The sequence below is a fragment of the Rhizobium sp. BK538 genome, assembly GCF_014197575.1.
Classification (GTDB): Bacteria; Pseudomonadota; Alphaproteobacteria; order Rhizobiales; family Rhizobiaceae; genus Rhizobium.
Genome location: NZ_JACIFT010000002.1, coordinates 1 through 22,831 on the forward strand (window position 1 = coordinate 1; position 22,831 = coordinate 22,831).

The following is a 22,831-nucleotide window of genomic DNA, read 5'->3' on the forward strand; positions in this document are numbered from 1 at the left end:
AATATCGACCGCGAAGACGACACTGCTCCCGGCAAACGACAGCTTCGATGTTCAAAAAAGGGCTTGCATTTTACCGCGCGATTAGACGACAGCCTTGACGCAAGATCGCTCCATCCAGGATAACGCAGTTTGCGCCAATCCAGACATCATCCTCGACAATGATACCTCCCCGGCTCGGCAGAAATCCCTGCTCCCGAATCAGTTTCCCGCTATCCTTATAGGCATGGTTGACGGGCGCAAACGTGCAGTTAGCGGCAATAAGAACATTGTCTGAAATCGAGATGCCGTTACCGGTGTAGAACACGCAACCGCTGTTGACGTAGGAGAAACGTCCGATCTGGAGATCTCCCGTTCCACCGGCCGGCTTGATCTTGACGAAGCTGTCGATCATGGATCCTTCACCGATGGAAATCGAAGTTCCTCGTGTTGAATCCTCGATATCGGCCAAGGCACTTATCCGTGCCGTGGGATGGATAATGATCACAGCGTTTCTCGTTCTCGATTCGCGCAGGGGACTGCTCGCTTATACAGATGTGCGTAGCCAACTCAATGGCCTGAGGCGAACTTGGTGTACGTCTTGAATTGCCGGCGCTATGGAGTATGACGCTAGATAGCGTGCTTGCTTCTCGGTCGCGAACAGATGTCCCGTTTCACCCGCATCCCCACTGCCCTCAGCAACCTCGTCGTCATCGAGCGTCAGCGCCTCGGCGATGAGCGCGGCTTCTTCTCGCGTTTCTTCTGCACTAAGGAGCTTTCCGATTTCGGCGTCGGCTGCATCGCGCAGATCAATCACACGATGACACAGGCAAAGGGGGCCATTCGCGGGATGCATTTCCAGCAGGCCCCGCACGACGAGGCGAAATTCGTCTCCTGCCTCGCCGGAGCCGTGTTCGATGTGGCTGTCGATCTGAGGCCGGGTTCGCCGACCTATCGCCAATGGCATGGTGAGGTTCTCTCCGGCGAGAACGCTCGTTCGATGATGATCCCGCCTGGTTTTGCCCATGGCTTCCAGACGCTGACCGAAAACTGCGAGCTGATCTATCTGCACGACAAGCCTTACGCGCCGGGGGCCGAAGGCGGGGTCAACGCGCTCGACCCCAGGATCGCGATAGCCTGGCCGTTGCCCGTCGCGCAGATGTCCGAGCGGGATCGCAACTTCCCGATGCTCTAGGAAGCGCTGCGGCTGTCGGTACGTTTGCCGTTCGCGGCTGTTAGGTTTGACGCCGGACTGCCTGCCGCTAGATTGAGCATGACGAATGGAGGACGTGATGAGCGAAGTCATTCTGCCTTGGGAGGGCGGCTGCCGATGCGGCCGCGTGCGACTGAAGATCAGCGCCAAGCCGCTGCTGACCATGGCCTGCCATTGCACGGGTTGCCAGAAGATGTCGTCGAGCGCCTATTCGCTGAGCGCCGCGATTCCGGCGGAAGGTTTTGCGATCACGGAAGGGGAGCCCGTGATCGGCGGTCTGCACGGTGCCGAGGCGCATCACTATTTCTGTGGCCACTGCATGACGTGGATGTTCACACGGTCGGAGGGAATGGATTGGTTCGTGAACCTTCGTCCGACGATGCTGGACGATCCGCGCTGGTTCAAACCGTTTATCGAAACCTGGACGCGCGAAAAGTTGCCCTTTGCCGAAACCGGCGCCGTCCGCAGCTATGAGGCGCTGCCCGAGATGGACGCCTATGAAGGATTGGTGAAGGAGTACATGGCCTGCAACTGAGGCAAGGCGGGATCATGTAGCAGCCCGGCCATGCGTCGCGCCGGCCGGGCTGAAAATGGTTCCTTACTCGTCGCCCATCTTGAGCGCAGCGATAAAGGCTTCCTGCGGGATCTCAACCTTGCCGAACTGGCGCATGCGCTTCTTACCTTCCTTCTGTTTTTCCAGAAGCTTGCGCTTGCGGGTGGCGTCGCCGCCGTAGCACTTCGCCGTCACGTCCTTGCGCAGCGCCGAGATGGTCTCGCGGGCAATGACGTTGCCGCCGATCGCTGCCTGGATCGGAATCTTGAACATGTGCTTTGGGATCAGCTCCTTCAGCCGCTCGCACATGTCGCGGCCACGCTTTTCGGCGGCGGCGCGGTGTACCAGCATCGAGAGAGCGTCGACCGGCTCGCCGTTGACGAGGATCGACATCTTTACGAGGTTGCCGGCGCGATAGCCTTCGAGGTGATAGTCGAAGGACGCGTAGCCCTTCGAAATCGACTTCAGACGGTCGTAGAAGTCGAAGACGACTTCGTTGAGCGGCAGTTCGTAGGTCACCATCGCGCGGGTGCCGACATAAGTGAGTTCGGTCTGGATGCCGCGGCGGTCCTGGCAGAGCTTGAGGATGCCGCCGAGATAGTCGTCGGGCGTCATGATCGTCGCCTTGATCCAGGGTTCGCGAATCTCGTCAATCTTGACGACATCGGGCATGTCGGCCGGGTTGTGCAGCTCGCGCTCGCTGCCGTCCGTCATCGTCAGCTGGTAAACGACCGAAGGCGCGGTGGCAATCAGGTCGAGATTGAATTCACGTTCAAGGCGTTCCTGGATGATTTCGAGGTGCAGCAGGCCGAGGAAGCCGCAGCGGAAACCGAAGCCGAGGGCAGCCGACGATTCCATCTCGAAAGAGAAGGACGCATCGTTGAGGCGAAGCTTGCCCATGGCCGCGCGCAGGTCTTCGAAATCGGCCGCATCGACCGGGAAGAGGCCGCAGAAAACCACAGGCTGGGCCGGCTTGAAGCCGGGCAGGGCTTCGGCGGTCGGGCGCTTGTCCTCGGTGATTGTATCGCCGACGCGGGTATCGGCGACTTCCTTGATCGAGGCGGTGATGAAGCCGATCTCGCCGGGGCCGAGGCTGTCGGCATTGACCATCTTCGGCGTCAGTACGCCGACGCGCTCCACCTGGTACTTGGCATCCGTGCCCATCATGCGGATCGTCTGACCCTTGGTCAGCACGCCGTCGATGACACGGACAAGAACCATGACGCCGAGATAGGTGTCGTACCAACTGTCGACGAGCAGTGCCTTCAGCGGCGCCTTTTCGCCGCCGGGGCTCGTTGGCGCCGGCAGCTTCTGCACGATCGCTTCCAAAACGTCGGGGATGCCGAGGCCGGTCTTTGCCGAAATAAGCACTGCTTCGGAGGCATCGATGCCGATCACTTCCTCGATCTGTTCCTTGATGCGGTCAGGCTCGGCCGCCGGCAGGTCGATCTTGTTGAGGACAGTGACCAGCTCGTGGTTGTTGTCGATTGCCTGATAAACGTTTGCAAGCGTCTGCGCCTCGACCCCTTGGCTGGCATCGACGACGAGCAGCGAGCCTTCGCAGGCAGAGAGTGAACGGGAGACTTCGTAGGCGAAGTCGACGTGGCCGGGCGTGTCGATCAGGTTCAGGATATAGGTTTCGCCATCCTTGGCCTTGTAGTGCAGGCGCACCGTCTGGGCCTTGATGGTGATGCCGCGCTCGCGCTCGATATCCATGTTGTCAAGCACCTGCTCGGACATCTCGCGCTCGGCCAGGCCGCCGGTCGATTGGATCAGGCGGTCGGCAAGCGTGGATTTGCCGTGGTCGATGTGGGCCACGATCGAGAAGTTGCGGATATGGGAAAGCGGAGTCGTCGGATTGGTGCTCATGCGCGCCATATAGCAGCGCCGCCCCTTGCCGCAAAGCGGAAAAGCAGGAGTTCGTTTACGATAAATGACTGTTTCTCGGACGGAAACGCAGCGCTTGATTCCATCATCAGACTATGCATTTCTATTATAGTGGAGAAAGTGGATTCGGTGATGGATCAGGGATTGGAAATGGCGATCGGCGTTCGCATCCGCAAGCTGCGAGTGCAGAAGAAGCTGACGCTGGATGATCTCGCCAACGAGTCGGGCGTCAGCCGCGCAATGATCTCGCGTATCGAGCGCGGCGAGGCGAGCCCGACCGCGTCGCTGCTGGCGCGGGTCTGCGCAGCACTCGGTCTATCGCTTTCCGCCTTCTTTGCAGAGGAGGGCGAGGTTTCGCCGCTGTCGCGCCAGCAGGAACAGCAGGTCTGGCGGGATCCGGAGACGGGTTATGTCAGACGCTCCGTCTCGCCGCCGGGAACCGCCTCGGACGTCGATATCGTCGACGTCGAATTCCCAGCCGGTGCCCGCGTCAGTTTCCCGCCGCATGCGGCCAGCAGCGGCATGATGCAGCATATCTGGCTGTTTGATGGCGAAATGGAGATGACGACAGGCGAAACGGTCTACCGTCTCCTGCCTGGCGACTGCCTGTTCATGCCGGTCAGCGAAGGCCATGTTTTTCACAACCCCGGCAACACTCCCGCCCGCTATTGCGTCGTGCTCGACAGGCGCGGGCGCTAATTCATTTCATTGGAGAAAATGATGACAGCAATAATTCGCCTGCTTGATGCGGCAGAAGCCCGAACGGCGATTCCTGACCTTTGCGAGGTGCTGACCGATTGCGTGAATGGCGGCGCCTCGGTCGGCTTCATGCAACCCTACACCAACGCCGATGCCGAACCTTATTGGCAGGGCGTCGCCGATGCCGTTGCGTCAGGCGCGACGCTGCTCCTCGTGGCCGAGATCGACGGCAGGGCCGTCGGCACGGTGCAGGTCGGGGCGGCGCAGATGCCGAACCAGCCGCATCGTGGCGATCTGAAGAAGCTGCTGGTGCATCGCTCCGCTCGCGGCAAGGGACTGGCGCGCCTGCTGATGGATGCCGCGGAACGCGAAGCCGCCGGGCGCGGCAAGACGCTGCTCGTGCTCGACACGGCAACCGGCAGTAACGCCGAGGCGATCTATCTGCGGCTTGGCTGGCAGCGGGTCGGTGTCATCCCGGATTATGCTCTGTGGCCGGAAGGCGGCCTCTGCGCTACGACGCTTTTCTACAAACGTGTTGCTTGAAATCGCCTAGGCGGGCTTGCGCTGCGGGTCGTCGAGCGCGGGATTGTAGAACAGCGATAGCGTCAGGCTCCTAGCGATCCGTTCGGCGGTCGCCATGAACCAGGCTTTGGCATCCAGGCTCGGGGCGATATCGCTAAGCGTCTCGGAAAACAGCGCCAGCCATTGCGGGAAGAGATCGGGTGACATGTTCGCAACACCGGTATGCGCCTGAACCGGCTTGCCGCCATAGGCGCCACTGCGGAACGCGACAGACGACCAGAAGCTCTTCATCTTCTGCATATGCTCGGGCCAACGGCCGGAAAGCCGGGCGTCGAACACCGGTCCAAGCGTCGGATGCTGCAGCACGCGGCCATAGAACGTCTCGACCAGCCGATCAATGAACGCTTCGTCGATGCCCATCGCTTTCATTTCGGCTTCGGCGCGCTCGCGAATGGCGGCCACATGCGCTGCACGGCCCTGTATTTCGGTACCCATCATGAACTCCGGCACGTCGCAACCGCGACCTCGCTCATATAGGCGGCTGACGCATGAAGATGAAGGCACTGCGACGCAAGGCAGCATTGCGCGTCAATAGCCGCTTCTGTTTTCGCTTCTGGGATCGTCGACCATCTTCTCGCGATAGATGTCGCCCTGCCGCGCCCTCAGCCGCCATGGCTGGGCCCCCTGAAGCGGAATGTCGTAGAGAGGGTCATCGCAATTGAGCACGGCGATGGCCAAGCTTGGTTCGGGAGCGGCGGACACTGCGTCACCCATTTTCCACCCGGGCCGATGACGCCGGCCGGCCCTTTGGCAGCCTTCTGCGCCGGCGTCGCACCGCCTGTCCAGATGCAGTTCAGCCCCGCATGTGCGCGGAGCGCAATCCGGAAATACTCGGCAATGCCCTACGAGGAGAAGAGCACGGCATCGACACCGAGATTCGCATATTCCTGGAACACCTCAGGAAACGTAGATTCGATGCAGATAGCGCAACCGAATCGATAGCCGTCAACATCGAAGGTGATCGGTGCGGTGCCAGGAGAATACCACCCGCCAAGTTCGCTATTCGACAAGAACCTCTTGTCGTAGCGGGTGAGAAGTGTCCCGGTGTCGGAGAAGAGATAAAGGCTATTGTGCGGCGGGTGGCTTCGGCCAACCGATGTGCGTCACCGACGACCGCAAAGATGCGAAGATCGCTGCACAGATCCGCGACCGCTCTCAGTTCCGCCTCTTGCTTGTGCCAATCGAAGCTCCTCCAGTCGTCGGGATCCAGCATCTGGAACTTCGAATATCCCGCAAGCGAGCCTTCACAGAAGTTGATGACACGCACGCCGCTGGCGGGCGCGGCTGCTATCATGCTTCGGACTGCGCTGCCATTCGCCGTGATGTCGGGAGAAACCGAGGTCTGTGCTGCGGCGATCTTCAACGGCGCACCTCTCGTGATTCGCTCCGCATCTTTCGCCGATTTCACGCTGCGTGGAAGCGAGGTTAGGGTGTGGCAACGCCGCGTAGCACGCCGACCAGCGCTTTCCCATCGGTGAAATAGGGATCGCCGCCACCGTTGCGGCCGGTCTTCGTGGCGCCTATGCCCGCGATCTCGTAGGTCGACGACAATTGCCCGGCTGTCTGAAGATCACCGATGGTCAGATCCCGTTCGGCGTCGACATCGGGTGCAATGTGATGGGTGATCTGGCCGGTGTCGTGGCTGAAACCGACCCCGCGGTCAAAGCTCGCCGAGCCGAGCCACAGTGGGCGCCCACCTTCACCGGTACTCTTCGTTTCCCAGAAACGGACGTGGTTGCGCTCGTCGGCGCTCTTGCCCACGGCCTTTTCAAACGCCAGATCCTGCTTGCGGCCCTCGAACAGCAATGGGCTCACGGGAGCGTCGAGGTCGGGTCGATCGAGCACGACGCTCAAGCCGATTTCGGCCGATGTTCGCAGCGTGATCTTGTCGGCTGGATCCCATCCTGCCGCTGCGAATGCTCGAAGCACTTCCTCCCTCGAGCCGACAAGCCCCACATTGATTGGGTCGCCGGGAATGTCCTGTTCGGTGGTTGTCACCATTGGACCGAATTCCGCGACGCGGCCGGCATCGCGATGGATCCATATTTCAGGAATGAAGAAATAGGCAACAACCAGATACGCAACCAACAGGGCCGCTACACCGCCAATCGCTGTCCGCGTTCTCGTCAAACGTCTCATCACACCCCCACCCGGTCTCGACATTATCATACGATCCTCCGGAGATGCACCATCTATCGCGTCCGCATGTGCGCTCATGCGCACATCGGCATCGCTACTGCGTCCCGCACCCTTGCCATCCGCCCCCGTTGCGCTTAGCTCTCGGGCATCACGAATCCGGATGTCGAATGCCGCGCAAGGTCTCCCTGTCCCGTCTCAAGCTGACCGACTTTCGCAACTACGCGTCGGTCTCGCTGTCGCTCGACGGTCGGCATGTGGTGTTGACAGGAGACAATGGCGCCGGCAAAACCAATCTGATGGAAGCCGTTTCCCTCCTGTCGCCGGGCCGCGGTTTGCGCCGTGCTACCTATGGCGACATTACCCGCGTCGGCGCGAATGGCGGCTTTTCGATTTTCGCTGAACTCGACGGCATGGAAGGCGAGGTGGAGATCGGTACCGGCGTCGACACCACCGACGATAGCGCCTCCCGGCGGTTGCGTATCAATGCCACGCCGGCAAAGTCGGCCGACGAACTGACCGACCATTTGCGCCTCCTGTGGCTGACGCCCTCGATGGATGGCCTCTTCACCGGCGGCTCGTCCGAGCGCCGCCGTTTTCTCGATCGCTTGGTGCTCTCGCTTGATCCTGCTCACGGCCGTCGCGCCAGCGATTTCGAGCGCGCCATGCGCAGCCGCAACAAGCTGCTCGACGAGCGCCGCTTCGATCCCGCTTGGCTTTCCGGCATCGAACAGCAAATGGCGAGCCTTGGTATTGCCATGGCGATGGCGCGCCAGGAGATGCTCGGCCTTCTCGCCCGCCTCATAGAGGAAACGCACGATACCTCCCCATTTCCGGCTGCGGCGCTCGAACTCGCTGGCTTTATGGACGGCCAGTTCTCGCGGCCCGCTGTCGATCTCGAGGACGAGTACGCCGCCATGCTTGCCGAAAGCCGTTATCGCGATAGCGGCGCCGGCCGCACGCTCGACGGCCCGCATCGCGGCGATCTCATCGTCCGCCACCGGCAAAAGCAGATGGAAGCGGCGCGCTGTTCGACCGGCGAGCAAAAGGCGCTATTGGTGGGGTTGATTCTCGCCCATGCCCGGCTGGTTGCCAATCTCACCGGCCACGCGCCGATCTTGCTGCTCGACGAGATCGCCGCGCATCTTGACGAAGGCAGGCGTGCTGCCCTTTTCGACCTCATCGACGCACTGGGCGGTCAGGCCTTCATGACGGGTACAGACCGCGCGATGTTTTCCGCCCTCGGTGAGCGTGCGCAATTCTTCACCGTTGCCGACGGAAAGGTTTTCGAATGACCGATGTCGCTTCCCCCTCAGCCAAAGGCCGTGTTAGCATCGCGCTTATGGAACCCCTCAGCCCGGAAGAAATCGCGCGATATCAGCGTCATATCCTGCTTCCCGAGATCGGTGGCGCAGGCCAGCAGAAACTGAAAGCCGCCCGTGTGCTGGTCGTCGGCGCCGGTGGGCTGGGAGCGCCGGTCCTGCAATATCTCGCCGCCGCCGGTATCGGCACGCTCGGCATTGCCGATGACGATCGGGTTTCGCTTTCCAACCTGCAACGGCAGGTGATCCACGATTCCGGCACGATCGGTGAGCTGAAGACGGAAAGTGCGGCCTTCGCGATCGCCCGATTGAACCCGCACGTCAATGTGATCCGCTTCGAGGAGCGCTTTTCACCGGACTCTGCCCGCCGCCATCTCTCGGGTTTCGACCTCCTGATCGATGGCTCGGACAATTTCGATACCCGCTATACTGCAGCCGACGCCGCCGAGACGGCACAAATCCCGTTGGTGACGGGTGCCGTCGGACGCTTCGACGGCTCCGTTACAGTGCTCAAACCCTATGAGACGGCGGAGGATGGCACGCCGAACCCGACCTATCGCGATCTCTTTCCGGAGAAGCCACCGGCTGGTCTGATCCCGGCCTGTGCGGAAACCGGCATCATCGGCGCGCTGACCGGCGTGATTGGCACGCTGATGGCGATGGAGGCAATCAAATTGATTACCGGCACCGGTGAACCGCTAATCGGCCGGCTACTGCTCTACGACGCGCTTGCTGCGCGCTTCGACACGATCCGCTATAAGCGGCGGCGCCCGAGGCAGAGCCAAGCGTCATGAAGATCGTCCGCATCGACGAAGGCTTTCAGCGATGGGACGAGCTGCTGGCACTGATCCTGTCGTCGTTCGCCTATATGAACGATCGCATCGATCCGCCATCCTCTGCCTTGAAGCTCACGCCGGCGACGCTTGCCGACAAGGCGTGCGCCGAAATCGCCTATGCGGCGATGCAAGGCGACACCTTGAGCGGTTGTATCTTCCTGCGGCCGGAGGAGGATTGCCTTTACATCGGTAAGCTGGCGATCGCGCCGGAGTCGCAAGGCCGGGGCGTCGGCCGTCGGCTGCTGGCGGTGGCAGAACAGGCGGCGCAGGACCGCGGTCTCGCGTCGCTGCGGCTCGAGACACGCATCGAGCTCGTCGAAAATCACGACGTCTTCTCGCGCTGGGGATTTGAGAAAGTCGCCGAAAACGCACATCCCGGCTTCACCAGGACCACCTCGATCGAGATGCGCAAGCGGGTCTCGGCCTAAAGCAATTCCAGGAAAAGTGCGGTGCGGTTTCTGTCCGGAATTGCGTAAAAACAATAGGATAAGCAGATCAGGGATTCCGCGAAGCACTGAACTGCTTTAGCGGCCTGGCAGCACGCGGTTCGGCGGACGATGGCCGTCGATGAAAGTGCGGATATTGATGATCACCTTGTCGCCCATGTCGATGCGGCCTTCGATCGTCGCCGAACTCATGTGCGGCAGAAGTACGACCTTGCCTTCATTGGCCAGCTTGATCAGCTTCGGATTGACCGCCGGCTCGTTCTCGAACACGTCGAGACCAGCGCCTGCCAGCTTGCCCTCCCGCAGGCTCTTGATCAGCGCCGCCTCATCGATCACGTCGCCACGGGCGGTGTTGACAAGATAGGCCGTCGGCTGCAGCAGCGCCAGACGACGCGCCGACAGCAGATGAAAGGTCGCCGGTGTCGACGGGCAGTTGACCGAGACGATGTCGACACGTGCCAGCATCTGGTCGAGGCTCTCCCAATAGGTTGCCTCCAACTCGTCTTCCGTTGCCGGGTTGACCCGCTTGCGGTTGTGGTAGTGGATTGAGAGTCCGAAAGCCTTGGCGCGGCGGGCGACGGCGGTGCCGATCCGGCCCATGCCGACGATGCCAATGCGTTTGCCGTGGATGCGCCGCCCGAGCATCCATGTCGGTGACCATCCAGCCCATTCACCCGGCCGATCGGTCAGCACGCGCGCACCTTCCCCCAGCCGGCGCGGCACGGCGAGGATGAGCGCCATGGTCATGTCGGCCGTGTCCTCGGTCAGCACGTTCGGCGTGTTGGTAACCGTGATACCCTTGCGAGCTGCCGCCTCCACGTCGATGTGGTCGGTGCCGTTCGAGAAGCTGGCAATCAGCTTCAGCTGTGGTCCGGCCTCCTCGATCAGGGCCGCGTCGATTCGGTCTGTGACCGTCGGAACCAGTACATCGGCGCTTCTGACGGCGGCAATCAGCTCGGCTTTGGAGCGCGGCGCATCGTCGATATTGAGTTCCGCGTCGAAGAGTTCGCGCATACGCGTTTCGACCGCATCGGGCAGCTTCCGCGTGATGTAGACCTTCGGTTTTTTCTTCGTCGTCATGTGCGCTGGCGCTAACTTGTTCAGAGGTCCTTAACCAAGACGCGGGATAATTTTCCCGTTCCGGGCAATTTCTACCAGACCCGCGCGCGAAGACAAACAAAACTCGTCCAGCGTGCGTAGGAATGTCGAATTCCCGGAATCAGGCAGCAGTCCTGCCCTCCTCTGAGCAAACGGAAGCCCCATGCATAGCAAAGTCCTGAAATCTTGCCTCGCCCTTGCGATCGGTTTCGTACTTTCGGCGGGAACTGCTGAAATGGCCACCGCACAGGCGGCAAAGGGACCGAGCGGCCTGCCGCTGCCGCGTTTCGTCACGCTCAAGTCCAAGCGCGTCAACCTGCGCATTGGCCCCGGCACGGACTATGCCGCCTCGTGGATGTATCTGAAGGCCGGCCTGCCCGTCGAGATTATCCAGGAATACGATAACTGGCGTCAGATCCGCGATGCGGACGGCACCGAGGGTTGGGTCAACCAATCGTTGCTGTCGGGTTCGCGTGCGGCGATCGCTGCCCCGTGGATGAAAGGTAAGGGCAAGTCCGTTTACGTCAACATGCGCCGCGACGCCCTGCCGTCGGCAAGCGTCGTTGCCAAGCTGGAGCCCGGCGTCATGATGAACATCGGTGAATGCAATGGCGACTGGTGCTTCGCCAAAACCGACGGCGCCGAAGGCTGGGTGGCGCAGTCGGAAATCTGGGGCGCTTATCCGGGCGAAGCCTTTAAATAAGGTTCGCCTGCTTGCCGGCCTCGGCTAGCGACTTCATCGGACGCGGGCCGATCTGCTGGATCACGATGCCGGCCGCAAGGCAGCCGAGCTTGCCGCACTCTTCCAGCGTCCGGCCCTGCGTGTAGCCATAGAGGAAGCCGGCGGCGAACAAATCGCCCGCGCCGGTCGTATCCACCAATTCCTTGATCTTGATCGCATCCACATAGAAGCGATCGTTGCCCTTCAGGATCACCGCGCCGTTCTCGCTCATCGTCACGGCTGCGATCTTGCAGTCCTTGGCGATGCTGTTCAGCGCTTCTTCGAAGTCGTCGGTTTCGTAGAGCGCCAGCGCTTCCTGGCGATTGGCGAAGACGATATCGATGGTGCCGGAGCGCATCAGGTCGAGGAATTCGCCGCGATAGCGATCAACGCAGAAGCTGTCGGAGAGCGTCATCGACATCTCGCGGCCGTTCTCATGAGCGATGCGAGCGCATTCACGGATCGCTTCCTTGGCGCGCGGCGGATCCCAGAGGTATCCTTCGAAATAGGTGACCTTGGACTGGGCAACCACCTCGGCCTCGACGTCCTCAGGCCCGAGTTCGACGCAGGCGCCGAGGTAGGTGTTCATCGAGCGCTCGCCGTCGTCGGTGACGAAGATCATCGAGCGCGCGGTCGGCGGGAACGTCCCCTTCGGCTGCGTCTGATAGTGAACGCCCTGTGCGCGGATATCGTGGGCGAAGATCTCGCCGAGCTGGTCTTCCGCGACCTTGCCGAAATAGGCCGCTTTGCCACCGAAGCTCGCGACGCCTGCTGCCGTGTTGCCAGCGCTGCCGCCGGAGGCTTCCACTGCCGGTCCCATGCGCGCATAGAGAAGTTCGGCGCGCTCGGCGTCGATGAGATTCATTGCCGCCTTGGTGATCTCGTTGTTAATGAGGAACTGGTCGTCGCAACGCGCGATGATATCGACGATGGCGTTGCCGACAGTCAGAACATCGAATTTGGTCATGAAAGGGAAGGTCCCGGTTTTGGTGATAGCCGGTGACCGGTCTTAGCGAATTTTTGCCGCATGGGAAGCGGAAATGCCGCTTCGAGCGTCCATCCTGTCACAAAAATCCGCTCCTGCCGATGCAACGAGCCCTCCGTGGCATTGTAGTGGTCCGGCGAGAGGCTATTCAGGCGACCGCTGCATAGATGAGGTCGGGGACCACAAGCCACTCGTTCTTGCGCAAGGCGGACACATCGAGCCTGCCACGTCGATCGCGGCGGACAACGCCGACGAAGCGATAGCGGCTGCCTCGAATGTCGATCACGCGAGCGGGGATCGGCTTGCCGTCGATATGGCCGATAACCGGTCCGTCGGACCGCAAGCCGTCGAGGAAAAAATACTCATGAGGGAGGCTCCTGCTTACCATCCTAATTGCCTTTCGTCGTTTGGTCGCGCGCCCGGTACAAACTCGTTGGGGGACGCGCTTCACATCGTCGAGGTTGGCCTTCTCCAAAGGAACGTCGCTTTTTGATGGCGGCCTGGGAAAAAGCCGGCGTGTTTTCTTGATCTCCACGACAAATGGCTTCCTTTGGCGACGCATGTACGGTTCCTGCCGGTTGGCAAACGGCGATGTGAAGATGCCGTCGACCGTTGACCGACGTTCGCCACGTCTCGTCATAAGGATGGGGACAAAGCCATAGTCATGCCATTCGGACGCCGGGCACCCGGAATTAAAATCTCATATAACCTGAAACGGCCGCATGGCCTGTGGCGGGCGATCTAGTGCTCGATCTGCTGCTCTGCCACAGCGCTGGCGATAATCTGATCGGAGCCCTTTGCATAGAGCGGAAGTGTCAAGGTGATCGCTTCGCTGCGCCCGTTGATGGTGGCGGTATAACGCTTATAGACGCGATCCTGTCCTTGCTCTTGACCTGCCGAGATAGCGTTCGCCTTCTCGACCAAGGCCGCCTCGAAGACGGCTGCGTCGACGTCGCCCAATGCGACCGTGCAGCCTTCGACGATCTTGCCGCCGACCTCCGCCCGTGAGATCACGAGCGCTCGAAAGCTCTCAGCTTCGCCACCACTGACGATCCATCCTTCCAGCGTCTTCGGGTTTTCCATCGGCGTGAAAGTCAGCGCCAGGTCCTGTGCCATTGAAGGCCATTCCTCTGCCTTCGCGCGCTCGGACGTGCGCTCGAAATCTGGACCGGAGGAAACGCAGCTGTCGTAGAAAAACGCAAGTTTGGAGCTCGCATCATCGGCAAATGACGGTCCGGTAGCCGCAAGCATGAAGAGGCCGACAGTAAAGCTACGCTTCATATTGTCTCCGCACGTCAAAGCCAGTGCGGCCTTTCGGCCGCACTGATCATTTCAAAGCTGCCGGATATTATCGGCAGAGGTTCTGCCGGTCCGACGATCCTGCGCCACTTCGAACGCTATGTTCATGCCTTCCTTCACGGCGTCGATTCCGCCTCTTTGAGCGGCCGTGATGTGCAAGAAAATATCGGTGCCTCCGTCATCCGGCGTGATGAACCCAAAGCCCTTGTCCTGGTTGAACCACTTGACTTTACCTGTTGGCAAAACTTACCCCCATGTTGGTCTCCCCAGCCGATATGGGACATCGCACGATTTTGCCGGCCGGCACAAGAGCGTTGACAACAGGGATGTTGTGGCCGGCCGCGCCGGCGACATTTCATGCGTCGATCAGCGTTGTGCCTTTGGTGGGAAGCAGTCGCTTTGCGCCGCCGACTTCTTCGCAAAAAAATGCCGTCCTGATGTCATCCCCGCGTCATTTTCCGTCCCTATAAAATCCTCAACGAGATTGGCATGAGCGGCTTGCGGGCCGCAGCCAATGAAGAAGGGATGATGCCCTTCGACGAGACCGGAGCGACGCTGACCACGGATGGACTGGCAGTATCGCGAACCGGCTGTCCGGCAAGGCCGGATGCGAAAAGCGGGCGAGGCCCGCTTTTTTTGTTTTTGTGACCAGCGTGTTTGTCATCCCGTCCGATTTGCTGCTACGCATAATCATCTCTCGCAAGGCAGCCGCATTGAATGACAGCCATCATCTTCGACGTCCTTCCCATCTTCATCATGATCCTTATCGGTTGGTTGACCGTGAAATTGCGGCTGATGAAAGCGGAGATCGGCGATGCGCTGAGCGAATTCGTCTTCAAGATCGCCGTGCCGCTATTGTTGTTCCGCACGATCGCCGAGGCCGATTTTCACGGTGCTTCGCCGTTCCGCCTCTGGATCGCCTACTTCGCCGGTGTTGCAGTGACATGGGTCGCGGCCCATATCGCCGCGACGCGTTTCTTCGGGCGCGATGACCGCATTGGCGTGCTCGCCGGCGTGTCGTCAGCCTTCGCCAACACAATCTTCATCGGCCTACCGCTTGTCCAGCGAACGGTAGGCGACAAGGGCCTCGTGCCGCTCTCCATCTTGATCGCGGTCCATCTGCCTGTGATGATGATCATCGGGACCATCATGATGGAGCGCGCCGAACACAAGATCGCCGGCAAACAGGAGCGCAGCATCGCCAAAGTGGTGCGCCAGATCGCTCAGAATCTCCTCAGAAACCCGCTGGTGATCGGCCTAGCCGGGGGTGCTGCGATGCATCTTGTAGGCCTCACCATGCCGGGGCCCGTGGAATCCATCGTTGATCAGATTGCCGGCGTCGCCGGGCCGGTTGCGCTGATCTCACTCGGCATGGCGCTCGAAAAATACGGACTATCCGGCAACGCGGGCATCGCCAGCGTCACCTCTGCCTTCAAGCTGCTGCTGTTGCCCGCCTGCGTCTGGACGACCAGCCATCTGGTCGGGCTCGCCAGCGACTGGACGGCCGCCCTTGTACTGATCTCGTCCGTTCCGACGGGCGTCAACGCATGGCTGATCGCCAATCGTTTCGGCGTCGGCCACAGCCTAGCGGCATCGACGATCACGCTGACGACGGCGCTTGGTGCCATCTCCGTATCGTTCTGGGCGCTCTTGCTCGGCGCCTAGCGCAAAGAAAAAGCCCGGCTTGGGGCCGGGCTGCAATGTTCCTTCTGGAACCGAGTAGCACTTACTGCGTCGCGCTATCCGGTGCGTTTGCATCGGGAAGCGGAACCGGCGAATCGGCCAGAGTGTGAAGGTAGAGGATGACGTTGGCGCGATCCGTGTCCTTCGGAAGCCCCGCAAAGCCCATTGCCGTGCCGGCAACATACTTCTTCGGCGCTGTGAGGAAGTGGTTCAGACGGTCGAAAGTCCACTTCTCGCTGCCGCCCTTGGAGAAGTCCTTCATAGCTGACGAATAGGCAAAGCCCTCGTGTGTGCCGATTGGACGATCGACGAGACCATAGAGGCCCGGGCCAACTTTGTTTGGCCCCCCCTTGGTCGCGTCATGACAGGCCTGACACTTCTTGAATACAGTCTCACCGGCCTTGGCGTCCGCCTTTGCAAGCAGCTGCGCGATCGGAACGGCTGCAGCCGGTGCGGCCTCGCCGCCACCAGAGGCGGGGACCTCTTCGGCGACGATCGCGAAACCTTCCTTCTCGGGCGTCTCCGAATGAAAGATCCCCTCCGACGCGATGGAGATAGACATCAGGACGAAAACCGTCCCGAGCAGTGCCCCCACCGCCGTATTCACGTATGAATTCATCTGCAATGCTCCCCTTGCAGCCGGCAGACATAAAACCGGACCATCTTGAAATCGCGCGGAACCTATGTCTTTTGGCTATTCGTTGCAACAGTCTAAATGGGCTGCTGCGTGAGACTTTTTGACACCTTTCCGCCCGGATTAGAAGGCCTGAACAATGACCAGTCCAAATTTAGATGACGTGCTCGTGCTGATCCCGGCCCGCATGGCGTCGACCCGTCTTCCGGGCAAACCGCTTGCCGATATTTGCGGCCTACCGATGATTGTTCAGGTGGCCCTGCGTGCCAGGGAGTCTGCGATCGGTCGTGTTGTCGTCGCGGTTGATGATCAGCAGGTCTACAATGTCGTCGCCGAGGCGGGCTTCGAAGTCATCATGACAAGCAAGGATCATCAGTCCGGTTCGGATCGTATCTATGAGGCTCTCATAAAGGTGGATCCGGAAGGGAAGGCCAAGTTCGTCGTCAACGTGCAGGGCGACTTGCCGACTATCGAATCGGAAACCGTTCGTGCCGCACTGCGCCCGCTGGAGGACCCGAGCGTCGACATCGCAACACTCACGATCGCGATCGATAACGAGGCGGACAAGACCGCGCCGCATATCGTCAAGGTCGTCGGTTCACCGCTCTCCGAAAGCCGTCTGAAGGCTCTCTACTTCACGCGCGCGACAGCACCCTACGGCGACGGACCACTCTATCACCATATCGGCCTCTATGCTTACCGCCGGTCGGCCCTGGAGCGTTTCGTCACGCTTGGACCATCGGCGCTGGAAAAGCGCGAGTCGCTCGAACAGCTGCGTGCTCTGGAGGCTGGAATGCGCATCGATGTCGAGATCGTTGACACGGTTCCGCTCGGTGTCGATACTCCCGCCGACCTTGAAAAGGCGCGGCGCATTCTCTCCGCAAGATCGAAGTGACGGATTTTCCATGAATATCAAGACCAACAGGATCGCCTTTCAGGGTGAATTCGGCGCGAACTCGGACATGGCGTGCCGCGACATGTTTCCGACCATGGAACCGCTGCCATGCCAGACGTTCGAGGATGCATTCGTGGCGGTTGAGAATGGCGATGCCGATATCGGGATGATCCCGATCGAGAACACGATCGCTGGTCGCGTTGCCGACATCCATCACCTTCTGCCGGAGTCCCGCCTGCACATCATCGGCGAGTATTTCATGCCGATCCGCTTCCAGCTGATGGTGCTTCCCGGCGTCACCAAGGATGAGATCCGCACGGTTCACAGTCATATCCATGCGCTCGGCCAGTGCCGCAAGATCGTTCGCTCGCACGGCTGGAAGCCAGTGATCGCCGGCGACACCGCGGGCGCCGCAAAGCTCGTCCAGGAGACCGGAGACCGCTCGATGGCGGCGCTTGCGCCGCGTCTTGCTGCGGATCTCTATGGCCTCGACATCGTGGCCGAGAACGTCGAGGACACCGAAAACAATGTCACCCGCTTCGTCGTCCTCTCGCGCGACGAGGAATGGGCGCATCGCAACTCGGACGAAGAGAAGCTTGTCACCACGTTCGTCTTCAACGTCCGCAACATCCCGGCCGCGCTCTACAAGGCGCTCGGCGGCTTTGCGACGAACAACATCAACATGACCAAACTGGAGAGCTATCAGCTCGGTGGCAAGTTTGTCGCGACGCAGTTCTATGCCGACATCGAAGGACATCCGAACGATCCAAACGTCCGGCGCGCACTGGAGGAACTGCGCTTTTTCTCCGAGAAGGTCCGCATCCTGGGCGTCTACAGGGGCCATCCGATGCGGGGCCAGCTACAAAAATGAAAGGGCGCCTCCGGGCGCCCTTTTTTGTTTACTTATCTGGCTCACACACACGCAAGCGATGGCCGTCCGGGTCGAGAACGACGAAGGTCGGACCGAAATCCATGTCTGTTAGATCCTGCGCGATGGGCAGCTGGCGTTTGCGCCAGTCCTCGTAAAGCGTTGACACGCCGTTCTCTCCGGGAACCATGAAGGCGATCTCGGCGCGGCTGCCGGTGGCGGACGGCTGCGGCGTAACCTTGCTCAGGCGCCAGAGGCCGAGCGTAAAGCCGCCGTCGAGTGCGAAAGCGACGAAGTTCGGGGCTTCGGCCACCGGCTCGCGGTTGAGCAGGGACTTGTAGAAACTAGCGCTTTCGGCGGGGTCCTTGACGTAGAGAATGATAAGGTTCGGGCTATTCATCGGGTGATCCTCGTCGTGAGATGATGGCAGGCGAAGAAATGCCGCTGCACTCATCGGCAGCGGCGGCGGTCGGTTATGCGTCTTGGGAGTTCGTTCTTGCAGTCTATCCTTCGTGGCAGGGGCGACCCCAGTCCACAAAGCCGAGATCGCGTTTCATCGTCTCGGACAACGCTTCCGGATCGAGCCGTGGATACTTGCTCCGTGCCATCTGGCGCGACGCGTTCAGCATCATGCGAAGGAGCGTGGATTGCGGGTATCCTGCATGGTCGGGGCTGTCCTCGACCGGATCAATTCCACGCGTCGATCGGGAGAGTTTCAAGCTCGTCATCATCGGTCCTCCTGTTGGATTGGTACCGATAGTAGCGCTGACCACTGTCAGTTTATGGCAGTAGCATCGAGATCAGTGCGCAATTTCCTGCTGGTCCCGCCATTCCTTCAGAAGCACCGCGCGTCGGCGCGGATAACGCCCGTCCTGCGGGATCATCTCGACGATTCGGTCGGTGCGGAAGTGACGGTAATCCTGACGCAATTCGCACCAGGCGACAACAACGCGCACCTGTTCGAAATAGCTCAGCGCGAAAGGCCAGATATTGCGGACGGAGACGGTGCCGCTCTCGTCGGAATAAGTCAGCGTGAGGATGCGTTCACTGCGGATTGCCTTGCGAATGGCGCCGAGGTCGGCCTTGTCGGCGACGGGCGGCTTTAGGTGGACGAGCAGCGTCGATGTTTCGATTTCGTCGCGCATCTCTTGCGGTAGCACATCCCCGATCTTGGCCAGCGCGTCTGCACCGGCAGCGGCAAGCCGCGGATCTGCGGCACGCGCGACCCATCGCGAACCGAGAACGAGCGCCTCGATCTCGTCTTGTGAAAACATCATCGGCGGCAGCATGAAGCCCGGCTTAAGTACATAGCCGAGGCCCGGCTCTCCTTCGATCAAAGCGCCCTGCGCCTGCAGGCTCGAAATGTCCCGGTAAAGTGTGCGGATGCTGACGCCGGTCTCCGTTGCGAGCACGGCACCACTGACCGGGCGGCGATAGCGTCGCAGGGTTTGCAGCAGCGTCAAAAGGCGTTCGGAGCGCGCCATGTCATTGGCCTTATTCTATCTGGCCTTATTGCCTTTTCCACTCTACCCAATCACGCATCAGCCGATGGGCGATTGCCCCCTTGGGAGGCGGTGCCTTGCCGGTTGCGCTCGGGCGCTCGAGCATCTCCAGCGTTTCCTCGCACGTGAACCAACGGCAGTCTTCCAGCTCCTGGCTGTCGAACTTGACGTCCTTGGACTTGGCTTCGGCGTAGCAGCCGATCATCAGTGTATGCGGCATCGGCCAAGGCTGCGAGGCGTGATAGCGGATTCTTCCCGTATGAATTCCGGATTCTTCCAGTGTCTCGCGTCGCACGGCGTTCTCGATCGTCTCTCCCGGCTCCACGAAACCGGCGAGACAGGAATACATGCCCGGCGCAAAATGAGGGCTGCGGCCAAGAAGGCAGAGATCGCGCTCCTCGTCGATGACAAGCATGATCACGACGGGATCGGTGCGCGGGAAGATTTCGTGTCCGCAGGCAGCGCACACGCGCTTGTAGCCGCCGATATGGATCTCCATGGTCGAGCCGCAGCGCCCGCAGAACTTGTTGTCCCGATTCCAGCGGATGAGGCTTGCTCCCTGGGCGAACTCCCCGAGCAGGACTTCGTCGATCAGCATTTCGCGGAACAGCGAACGCCCATCTGAGGGCTTGTAATGGCTGGCGAGTTCCTCTTCCGGCACACCCACCGGCACGGCGAGACGCGGCTCCCCGGTCTTGCGATAGCCGAGCAGCACTGTTTCGTCCCAGTTCGGCTGCAGGTCCTTCAGTTCATAGCGTGCAAACAGCGGATCGAGCACCTGCCCGTCATGTTTGAGGACCAGCTTGTCGCCGGCGAAGGCGAAGATATGCGTCCCTTCCTTGGCCAGGGCCTTGTCGACTGACGTCTCGTCGCGATGTTCGGAATCGCGGATCAGGTCGTTGGCAGCAAAGGCAGTCAGGCTGCTGGGTTCCGGATGTGGAACATCCGAATCGAAAAGCGAACGGCTCATGATGAAAGGGCTTCCCGCAACTTCTCTATAAGGTCATCTCTCTTATCCGCCGCATAAGGTTCCGCCTTGCCAAAGCCCCAAACCGGATTTGGCCAATTGGCATCGCCTTCGAAGCGGGCAATGACATGAACATGAAGCTGGCGGACGATGTTGCCAAGAGCCCCGATATTGATTTTTGTGGCGCCGGTCGTCTTCTTCAGCGCGGCGGCGACCATCTCGGTCTCGAACGTCAGCAACACCTGATCGAGTGGGGTCAACTCGAACACTTCGGTGACCTCGGACCTCCGCGGCACGAGGATCAGCCACGGCCAGCGGGCATCCTTCGACAGCCGGAGATCGCACAGCCCCGTCTGCATGACGCTGTCGCTGTCGCTTTCCAACCGACGGTCGAGCTTGAAATCATCCAACAGGCATTCCTCCATGTTTTCTTGAGGCTAGCAGTTTTTTTTGAGCTTGGCTTGCTTTTGATGGCGATATTGCCGATATGTGCATCCGGGAGGTTGGTGGTGGACGAGCCACTCGCCAACCGGGTCAGGTCCGGAAGGAAGCAGCCCTAACGAGCCCGGCACGGGTCATCGTGCCAGCCTCCCACCCTTCTCTCCATCCTTTGCCCGATTAGTCCGGGCGCTAAGCAGGGCGATGAGCGACACCGAGCGACAGTCAAAAGATGCCGCCTCGACGGGCACCGGATACCGGGTGCTGGCACGCAAATACCGCCCCAAGGATTTCACGGATCTGATGGTCGGCCAGGAGCCGATGGTCCAGACCCTGACCAACGCCTTCGAGACCGGCCGTATCGCGCAGGCCTACATGCTGACCGGCGTTCGCGGGGTCGGTAAGACGACGACTGCCCGCATCCTTGCTCGCGCCCTGAACTACAAGACGGGCGAGATCGACAAGCCGACGATCGATCTGCGCATCCCCGGCGAGCATTGCCAGGCGATCATGGAAGGCCGGCATGTCGACGTCATCGAGATGGACGCCGCCTCTCATACCGGTATCGATGACATCCGCGAGATCATTGAGCAGGTGCGTTACCGCCCGGTTTCGGCGCGCTACAAGGTCTACATCATCGACGAAGTGCATATGCTCTCGACGCAGGCCTTTAACGGCCTGCTGAAGACGCTCGAAGAGCCGCCGGAGCATGTGAAGTTCATCTTCGCCACCACCGAGATCCGCAAGGTTCCGATCACGGTCCTGTCGCGCTGTCAGCGCTTCGACCTGCGCCGCATCAGCGCCTCTGATCTCGTCGGCCTTTTCACCACGATCGCATTGAAGGAAGGCATCGAGGCTGAGCCCGATGCGCTGGCGATGATTGCCCGTGCCGCCGAGGGCTCGGCGCGTGATGGCCTATCGCTGCTCGATCAGGCAATCGCCCATGGTAGTGGCGCGGTGTTGGCTGAAACGGTGCGTGGCATGCTCGGCCTTGCCGACCGCGCCCGCATCGTCGATCTCTTTCATCACATCGTCAAAGGCGATGTCGCAGCAGCGCTCAGCGAATTCGAGAGCCAGTACGAAGCCGGCGCCAACCCGGTTGCGGTGCTGACCGACCTTGCCGATTTCACGCATCTGGTCACCCGGCTGAAATATGTGCCGGATGCGGCGAACGATCCTTCGCTGAGTGAAATCGAACGCACCAAGGCTGCGGAATTCGCACAGGGCGTGGCAGTGACCGCGTTGTCGCGCATCTGGCAGATGCTGCTGAAAGGCATTCCGGAGGCCGAAGGCTCCTCGCGCCCGGCCGGAGCCGCTGAGATGGTACTGATCCGACTGGCGCACGCCGCGCATCTGCCGGCGCCTGAGGATGCTGCTCGTCGTCTCGCCGAGTTTTCCGAGACGAACGGTGACCGGCGTCCGTCCGCCCCATCGGGCAATGGCGGTGGCGGCGCAACGGTGAACTATCAGGGCAATCTGGCGGCACGATCGACGGAGTCGATCCCGCGTCCGCAGCCCGCCGGCCCGACCGCCATGCTGCGTGCGGTGCCCAATCCGGATCCCCAGAGCATGCCGGTCGGTCGCGTTGAGACAAAGCCCACCGAGGCGCCGAAGCCATCGGTGCCGGTCAATTCCATCTCTGATATCGCCAATCTGGCCGGCGAAAAGCGCGACGCCAAGATCAAGGCACTGGTGCGCAACTTCGTTCGCCCTGTTCGCATTGAGCCCGGCCGCCTCGACGTCAATTTGACGGAAGGCGCCCCTGGTACGCTGTTGAATGAACTGGCGGTCAAGCTCAAGGAGTGGACTGGCATCCATTGGATTGTCAGCCTCAGCCGCGAGGCGGGGCAGCCGACGATTGTCGAGGCCGAAGCCAGCGCCAAGGCGCAGCAGGTCAGCGACGCCCGCCAGGATCCGGATGTGGCGGCGATCCTCGCACAGTTTCCGGGCGCCAAGATCATCGACGTTCGCGTGCGGGCGCCGGAGCCCGATGAGGAAGAGGAGGTTAAAGCGCCCGCCGCTGCCGAATCCGACGAGGGCGATATCCTACCAGGCGACGACATAATTTTCTAAAGTATCGAGAAGGAGCGA

The 22,831-nt window shown here is 60.8% G+C and carries 28 protein-coding genes, 1 other RNA gene and 1 pseudogene; 13 read left to right on the forward strand and 17 right to left on the reverse strand.

The window, feature by feature from the left end:
• Positions 1-70 precede the first annotated feature (70 nt).
• Positions 71-448, reverse strand: a complete 378-nt coding sequence (locus FHX09_RS02260; protein ID WP_246699384.1) for a DapH/DapD/GlmU-related protein — start codon at positions 446-448, stop codon at positions 71-73.
• Positions 449-640: 192 nt separating this feature from the next.
• Here FHX09_RS02260 and rfbC point away from each other — a divergent pair, with 192 nt between their 5' ends.
• On the forward strand, positions 641-1,171 hold the full coding sequence (gene rfbC, locus FHX09_RS02265) for a dTDP-4-dehydrorhamnose 3,5-epimerase (RefSeq protein WP_132589248.1): 531 nt from the start codon (positions 641-643) through the stop codon (positions 1,169-1,171).
• A 97-nt stretch (positions 1,172-1,268) separates the two neighbouring features.
• Positions 1,269-1,724: a GFA family protein gene (locus FHX09_RS02270; RefSeq protein ID WP_132589249.1), complete on the forward strand. Its 456-nt coding sequence runs from the start codon at positions 1,269-1,271 to the stop codon at positions 1,722-1,724.
• 63 nt (positions 1,725-1,787) lie between these two features.
• Here FHX09_RS02270 and lepA read toward each other — a convergent pair whose 3' ends face one another.
• On the reverse strand, positions 1,788-3,620 hold the full coding sequence (lepA, locus tag FHX09_RS02275) for a translation elongation factor 4 (protein ID WP_132589250.1): 1,833 nt from the start codon (positions 3,618-3,620) through the stop codon (positions 1,788-1,790).
• 141 nt (positions 3,621-3,761) lie between these two features.
• Here lepA and FHX09_RS02280 point away from each other — a divergent pair, with 141 nt between their 5' ends.
• Both FHX09_RS02280 and FHX09_RS02285 read left to right on the forward strand, forming a co-directional pair.
• Complete coding sequence (locus FHX09_RS02280; RefSeq protein ID WP_132589251.1) at positions 3,762-4,328, forward strand: XRE family transcriptional regulator; 567 nt, start codon at positions 3,762-3,764, stop codon at positions 4,326-4,328.
• Between the two features lie 21 nt (positions 4,329-4,349).
• On the forward strand, positions 4,350-4,871 hold the full coding sequence (locus FHX09_RS02285; protein ID WP_132589489.1) for a GNAT family N-acetyltransferase: 522 nt from the start codon (positions 4,350-4,352) through the stop codon (positions 4,869-4,871).
• A 6-nt stretch (positions 4,872-4,877) separates the two neighbouring features.
• On the opposite strand, the gene FHX09_RS02290 is transcribed toward FHX09_RS02285, so the two are convergent.
• The 4 genes and pseudogenes from FHX09_RS02290 to FHX09_RS02300 all read right to left on the reverse strand — a co-directional run bounded on the left by FHX09_RS02290 (position 4,878) and on the right by FHX09_RS02300 (position 7,049).
• Positions 4,878-5,345, reverse strand: coding sequence for a truncated hemoglobin (locus tag FHX09_RS02290; RefSeq protein WP_183720904.1), 468 nt, complete (start codon positions 5,343-5,345; stop codon positions 4,878-4,880).
• Positions 5,346-5,438: 93 nt separating this feature from the next.
• Positions 5,439-5,624, reverse strand: a complete 186-nt coding sequence (locus FHX09_RS29595) for a hypothetical protein (RefSeq protein WP_245505429.1) — start codon at positions 5,622-5,624, stop codon at positions 5,439-5,441.
• 128 nt (positions 5,625-5,752) lie between these two features.
• Positions 5,753-5,923, reverse strand: a pseudogene (locus FHX09_RS29600) (carbon-nitrogen hydrolase family protein); the annotation flags it as partial.
• A 412-nt stretch (positions 5,924-6,335) separates the two neighbouring features.
• Positions 6,336-7,049, reverse strand: a complete 714-nt coding sequence (locus tag FHX09_RS02300) for an LssY C-terminal domain-containing protein (RefSeq protein ID WP_007799045.1) — start codon at positions 7,047-7,049, stop codon at positions 6,336-6,338.
• Positions 7,050-7,216: 167 nt separating this feature from the next.
• Between FHX09_RS02300 and recF the strand changes: the two genes are divergently transcribed.
• Genes recF through FHX09_RS02315 form a run of 3 tightly spaced genes read left to right on the forward strand, consistent with a single transcriptional unit; the run spans position 7,217 to position 9,632 of the window.
• Entirely contained in the window at positions 7,217-8,341 is a 1,125-nt protein-coding gene (gene recF / locus FHX09_RS02305; RefSeq protein ID WP_132589252.1) for a DNA replication/repair protein RecF, read from the forward strand.
• Positions 8,338-9,162, forward strand: a complete 825-nt coding sequence (locus FHX09_RS02310; RefSeq protein ID WP_132589253.1) for a molybdopterin-synthase adenylyltransferase MoeB — start codon at positions 8,338-8,340, stop codon at positions 9,160-9,162. Before recF ends, FHX09_RS02310 begins: the two co-directional genes overlap by 4 nt.
• The gene (locus FHX09_RS02315) at positions 9,159-9,632 is read left to right on the forward strand and encodes a GNAT family N-acetyltransferase (protein ID WP_183720898.1); all 474 of its coding nucleotides are present in this window, start codon (positions 9,159-9,161) and stop codon (positions 9,630-9,632) included. The genes FHX09_RS02310 and FHX09_RS02315 overlap by 4 nt, the downstream gene beginning before the upstream one ends.
• A 96-nt stretch (positions 9,633-9,728) precedes the next feature.
• On the opposite strand, the gene FHX09_RS02320 is transcribed toward FHX09_RS02315, so the two are convergent.
• Positions 9,729-10,730 carry a D-glycerate dehydrogenase gene (locus FHX09_RS02320; protein WP_132589255.1) on the reverse strand — a complete coding sequence of 334 codons (1,002 nt, stop codon included), beginning with the start codon at positions 10,728-10,730 and terminating at the stop codon, positions 9,729-9,731.
• 181 nt (positions 10,731-10,911) lie between these two features.
• Here FHX09_RS02320 and FHX09_RS02325 point away from each other — a divergent pair, with 181 nt between their 5' ends.
• Positions 10,912-11,451, forward strand: coding sequence for an SH3 domain-containing protein (locus FHX09_RS02325; RefSeq protein WP_007799031.1), 540 nt, complete (start codon positions 10,912-10,914; stop codon positions 11,449-11,451).
• On the opposite strand, the gene FHX09_RS02330 is transcribed toward FHX09_RS02325, so the two are convergent.
• The 4 genes from FHX09_RS02330 to FHX09_RS02345 all read right to left on the reverse strand — a co-directional run bounded on the left by FHX09_RS02330 (position 11,444) and on the right by FHX09_RS02345 (position 13,996).
• Complete coding sequence (locus FHX09_RS02330; RefSeq protein ID WP_007799030.1) at positions 11,444-12,436, reverse strand: adenosine kinase; 993 nt, start codon at positions 12,434-12,436, stop codon at positions 11,444-11,446. The two genes, FHX09_RS02325 and FHX09_RS02330, sit on opposite strands and share 8 nt — an antisense overlap.
• A 166-nt stretch (positions 12,437-12,602) precedes the next feature.
• A complete protein-coding gene (locus FHX09_RS02335; protein ID WP_132589256.1) occupies positions 12,603-12,842 on the reverse strand; it encodes a hypothetical protein in 240 nt (79 codons plus the stop codon).
• Positions 12,843-13,195: 353 nt separating this feature from the next.
• Entirely contained in the window at positions 13,196-13,735 is a 540-nt protein-coding gene (locus FHX09_RS02340) for a hypothetical protein (protein WP_184449260.1), read from the reverse strand.
• A gap of 51 nt (positions 13,736-13,786) precedes the next feature.
• The gene (locus tag FHX09_RS02345) at positions 13,787-13,996 is read right to left on the reverse strand and encodes a cold-shock protein (RefSeq protein WP_037083657.1); all 210 of its coding nucleotides are present in this window, start codon (positions 13,994-13,996) and stop codon (positions 13,787-13,789) included.
• A 474-nt stretch (positions 13,997-14,470) separates the two neighbouring features.
• Here FHX09_RS02345 and FHX09_RS02350 point away from each other — a divergent pair, with 474 nt between their 5' ends.
• Positions 14,471-15,418 (forward strand): AEC family transporter, encoded by a 948-nt coding sequence (locus tag FHX09_RS02350; RefSeq protein ID WP_132589258.1) that lies wholly within the window; start codon positions 14,471-14,473, stop codon positions 15,416-15,418.
• A gap of 61 nt (positions 15,419-15,479) precedes the next feature.
• On the opposite strand, the gene FHX09_RS02355 is transcribed toward FHX09_RS02350, so the two are convergent.
• Positions 15,480-16,055, reverse strand: coding sequence for a cytochrome c family protein (locus FHX09_RS02355; RefSeq protein WP_132589259.1), 576 nt, complete (start codon positions 16,053-16,055; stop codon positions 15,480-15,482).
• A 154-nt stretch (positions 16,056-16,209) separates the two neighbouring features.
• Here FHX09_RS02355 and FHX09_RS02360 point away from each other — a divergent pair, with 154 nt between their 5' ends.
• Both FHX09_RS02360 and FHX09_RS02365 read left to right on the forward strand, forming a co-directional pair.
• Positions 16,210-16,965 (forward strand): 3-deoxy-manno-octulosonate cytidylyltransferase, encoded by a 756-nt coding sequence (locus FHX09_RS02360; RefSeq protein WP_132589260.1) that lies wholly within the window; start codon positions 16,210-16,212, stop codon positions 16,963-16,965.
• A 10-nt stretch (positions 16,966-16,975) separates the two neighbouring features.
• Positions 16,976-17,836, forward strand: coding sequence for a prephenate dehydratase (locus FHX09_RS02365; protein ID WP_007799024.1), 861 nt, complete (start codon positions 16,976-16,978; stop codon positions 17,834-17,836).
• Between the two features lie 28 nt (positions 17,837-17,864).
• Here FHX09_RS02365 and FHX09_RS02370 read toward each other — a convergent pair whose 3' ends face one another.
• The 5 genes from FHX09_RS02370 to FHX09_RS02390 all read right to left on the reverse strand — a co-directional run bounded on the left by FHX09_RS02370 (position 17,865) and on the right by FHX09_RS02390 (position 20,712).
• On the reverse strand, positions 17,865-18,233 hold the full coding sequence (locus tag FHX09_RS02370) for a VOC family protein (RefSeq protein WP_007799021.1): 369 nt from the start codon (positions 18,231-18,233) through the stop codon (positions 17,865-17,867).
• 103 nt (positions 18,234-18,336) lie between these two features.
• The gene (locus FHX09_RS02375) at positions 18,337-18,561 is read right to left on the reverse strand and encodes a hypothetical protein (protein ID WP_244423796.1); all 225 of its coding nucleotides are present in this window, start codon (positions 18,559-18,561) and stop codon (positions 18,337-18,339) included.
• Between the two features lie 72 nt (positions 18,562-18,633).
• The gene (locus FHX09_RS02380) at positions 18,634-19,317 is read right to left on the reverse strand and encodes a YafY family protein (protein ID WP_132589261.1); all 684 of its coding nucleotides are present in this window, start codon (positions 19,315-19,317) and stop codon (positions 18,634-18,636) included.
• Between the two features lie 25 nt (positions 19,318-19,342).
• A complete protein-coding gene (gene nudC, locus FHX09_RS02385; RefSeq protein WP_132589262.1) occupies positions 19,343-20,305 on the reverse strand; it encodes an NAD(+) diphosphatase in 963 nt (320 codons plus the stop codon).
• A complete protein-coding gene (locus FHX09_RS02390; protein ID WP_007799015.1) occupies positions 20,302-20,712 on the reverse strand; it encodes an HIT family protein in 411 nt (136 codons plus the stop codon). Before FHX09_RS02390 ends, nudC begins: the two co-directional genes overlap by 4 nt.
• Positions 20,713-20,800: 88 nt before the next feature.
• On the opposite strand from FHX09_RS02390, the gene ffs reads away from it, so the two are divergent.
• Together ffs and FHX09_RS02400 are read left to right on the forward strand one after the other, a co-directional pair.
• Positions 20,801-20,897, forward strand: an RNA gene (gene ffs / locus FHX09_RS02395) — signal recognition particle sRNA small type.
• A gap of 47 nt (positions 20,898-20,944) precedes the next feature.
• Positions 20,945-22,813, forward strand: coding sequence for a DNA polymerase III subunit gamma/tau (locus FHX09_RS02400; protein WP_132589263.1), 1,869 nt, complete (start codon positions 20,945-20,947; stop codon positions 22,811-22,813).
• Positions 22,814-22,831 lie beyond the last annotated feature (18 nt).